The following is a 2,595-nucleotide window of genomic DNA, read 5'->3' as shown; positions in this document are numbered from 1 at the left end:
GGTTCCTCAGTCGCCGGCCGACGGCGAAGCCGTCGCCTTCAGGGCCAGCCAGAGTTCCATCCGCACGTCCGGGTCGTCGAGCGAGCGGCCGAGCTCCGCCCCGGGCGGCGGCCCGGCGCAGCGACCGGCCCCGGTGGTGGTGTCGCTCACGCGCCGGCCGCCCTCTCCGGAGCGGTCAGCGCCCACCACGCGCCCAGCCCCAGCACGACACCCGTGAGCACGGTCGTGGGCCCGCCGATGTCCGAGTACAGGAAGTCGACGGTCTGCCACACCACCAGCCCCACGGCCACCAGCCCGCAGTCGACCGCGCCGGCACGCCGGCGGCGGGCGAGGAACAGGGCGCGCACCGACGCGACGAGTACCGCCAGCCAGCCGCCCACGACGGTGACGAACCCGATCAGCCCTTGCTCGCCGAGGACCAGCAGGTACATGTTGTGCGGGGAGAGCAGGGACTGCCTGCGGAACTCCTGGCCCGCCCCTTCCGTGTCGCTGCCGGAGGACAGGCCGATCGAGGCGTGCCCGTCGCGGAACTCCGGGAAGCCCTTGAGGCCGACCCCGGTCGTCGGACGCTCCCGCCACATGCTCCCGGCGGCCTGCCACAGGGCGTAGCGGTCGTTGACGGAGCGGTCGGGCGCGCTCGCCACGTCAGTGACGCTGGAGAGCCGTTCCCGGACCATGTCGGAGCCGATGCCGAACCCGCCGACCAGGATCACCGAGAGCGCGCCCAGGATCAGCAGGGACCGCGTCGCCGTGCGCCGCCCGGTCAGTACGACGACCGTGAGCGCGGCCAGTGCCGTCGCGATCCACGAGCCCCGGCTGAACGAGACGGCGAGGGCGACGAGCAGCCCCACCGTGACGGCGAGCGCACAGGGACGCAGCCAGCGGCGGGTGGAGGCGGGCGGGCAGAGCGCGTACGGGACGGCGGCGAGCAGTCCGTACGCGACGACCGTCGCCATGCCCATGATGTCGCCGGGGCCGAACGTCCCGACCGCGCGGACCTCCTCACCCATGTACGAGGCTCCGGTGCCCGTGGCGAACTGGCGGATTCCGACGAACCCCTGGACCAGTGCGAGCAGGACGAGTGCCGCGGTGAGCAGCCGGAAGCCGCGGGCGTCGCGGACCGTCAGGCACACGGCGAGCGGTACGAGGACGAAGATCTGGAGGTAGCGTGCGAAGCCGGGCAGCGCCGCCACCGGGTCCGAGGCGGTGACGGTCGCCACGGCGAATCCGACGACGGCGAGAACCGCGACGAGCACCGCGCCCGCCGGCAGGGGGCGGACGCGCCGTGCCAGCAGCCGTACCAGGCAGCACAGCACCGCCACTCCCGACGCGAGGTCGGCCGGATGCGCGCCGCCGGAGTCGGGCGTTCCGGCTCCGGGGGCGGGGAGGGCGAGCAGGAGGACGGTCGCCACCAGCGGCAGCAGGGCCCACAGATCCAGCGCGCCGGACGAGGGGCGGGCGGACCCGGTACCGGTTGACGGCGCTGTCTTCGCCGGCGGGGTCGGCGCGGCGGTGGGCGCGTGCGACGTGGCGGTCGCGGGTGCGACCGGGGCGTCGGTCGTGGGGGTTGTCATGCTCAGCTGCCTCCGCACCGGAAAAGGGAGAGGACGGTGCGGGCGAGTACGCAGACGTCCTGCCAGAGTGACCAGGTCTCGATGTACCGGTTGTCGAAGCGCGCGCGGTCCTCGATCGAGGTGTCGCCGCGCAGCCCGTTCACCTGGGCGAGCCCGGTGATGCCCACGGGCATCCGGTGACGCGCCTGATAGCCCGGGTGGATGCTGCTGAACTGAGCGACGAAGAAGGGGCGTTCGGGGCGGGGCCCGACCAGGCTCATGTCCCCGCGCAGCACGTTCCACAACTGCGGCAGTTCGTCCAGCGAGGTGCGGCGGAGCGCCCTGCCGACCGTGCTCATCCGCCGGTCCCCGGCGACGTTCCACCGGGTGGCCGACTCGTGGGGGTCGGCGGGCCGCAGCGTTCGGAACTTGAGGAGGGTGAACGGCTTTCCGTGCAGGCCGATTCGCTCCTGCCGGAAGAGCACGCCCGGCCCGTCGCAGAGCCGTACTGCGAAGGCGCAGGCCGCCAGAGCGGGGGAGGCGGCCAGCAGCGCGGCGGAAGCGAGGACGATGTCCATCGCGCGCTTGAGCGCGTGCGAGAAGGGATGCCGGCGCCCGGCGTACAGGCGGTGCGCGGAGTACCCCCACAAGTGGTCCGGACGCGGGGGCCGGTGCTCGGGAATCGCGCCCGTCGCCGGGGGTTCGAGCAGCCACATGCGGCAGCCGTGGCCGGCGAGGAGGGCGAAGAGGTCGGTGTTCTCGGGCGTCGCCGCGGGATGTTCGGTGAACAGCACGTGACCCACGCGCTTGCGTACGACGGTGCGGCCCACCTCCTCCCGGGTGCGCAGGACCGGAGTCCGGCCCGTCGGCCCGTCGTCCGCCGCAGGGTCCGCGTCCGTCCCGCAGAGCGCGACCCTGCCCACCGCCCGGAGGCCGTACTCGGCGCGGTCCCTGAGCGCCGCCGTGGCGCTCCGGGCGAGCGCGCCGGATCCCACGACGAGGCCCGATCTCGGCTCGGGCACTTCCAGCGTGCCGCCGAGGC

Annotated in this window: 3 protein-coding genes; all 3 read right to left on the bottom strand. The window is 74.0% G+C overall.

Annotation, left to right across the window (positions count from 1 at the left end; genetic code table 11):
- Positions 1 to 6: 6 nt before the first annotated feature.
- Complete coding sequence (locus ACWD3D_RS35930; protein ID WP_451464862.1) at positions 7 to 150, bottom strand: hypothetical protein; 144 nt, start codon at positions 148 to 150, stop codon at positions 7 to 9.
- Positions 147 to 1,574, bottom strand: coding sequence for an O-antigen ligase family protein (locus tag ACWD3D_RS35925; RefSeq protein ID WP_451464861.1), 1,428 nt, complete (start codon positions 1,572 to 1,574; stop codon positions 147 to 149). Before ACWD3D_RS35925 ends, ACWD3D_RS35930 begins: the two co-directional genes overlap by 4 nt.
- Before the next feature lie 2 nt (positions 1,575 to 1,576).
- Positions 1,577 to 2,595, bottom strand: a 1,019-nt coding sequence (locus ACWD3D_RS35920) for an exopolysaccharide biosynthesis polyprenyl glycosylphosphotransferase (RefSeq protein ID WP_451464860.1), incomplete at its 5' end; no start/stop codon positions are given.

This window comes from Streptomyces sp. NPDC002690 (assembly GCF_053592415.1).
The sequence above is the reverse complement of the archived record's forward strand: the minus strand, read 5'-3'. Positions and strand labels throughout refer to the sequence as shown.

Excerpts from the sequence above, each read along its gene's own strand:
- ACWD3D_RS35925 (WP_451464861.1), bottom strand. The coding sequence starts at position 1,574 with ATGACAACCCCCACGACCGACGCCCCGGTCGCACCCGCGACCGCCACG.